Origin of the sequence: Delftia sp. S65, from assembly GCF_016516495.1 — a bacterium.
Taxonomy (GTDB): Bacteria; Pseudomonadota; Gammaproteobacteria; order Burkholderiales; family Burkholderiaceae_C; genus Comamonas; species Comamonas acidovorans.
In genome coordinates this window covers 1-272 of the sequence record NZ_JACVUR010000114.1, presented here as the reverse complement: position 1 = coordinate 272, position 272 = coordinate 1, and the positions used below count along the sequence as shown (strand labels likewise).

General features: G+C 69.1%; 1 pseudogene. It reads left to right on the top strand.

Going from position 1 to position 272, the window contains the following annotated elements:
* Positions 1 to 272 (top strand): annotated as a pseudogene (locus IAE24_RS30055) (Fe/S-dependent 2-methylisocitrate dehydratase AcnD); the annotation flags it as partial.

Below are 272 nucleotides of genomic sequence, written 5' to 3'. Positions count from 1 at the left end.
CATCACCACCGACCACCTGTCGCCCTCCAACGCCATCCTGGCCGACAGCGCGGCGGGCGAATACCTGGCGCGCATGGGCCTGCCCGAGGAGGACTTCAACTCCTACGCCACCCACCGCGGCGACCACCTCACCGCCATGCGCGCCACCTTCGCCAACCCGCAGCTGGTCAACGAGATGGCCGTCATCGACGGCGTGCAGCACAAGGGCTCGCTGGCGCGCGTCGAGCCCGAAGGCCGCGTGGTGCGCATGTGGGAGGCCATGGAAACCTATC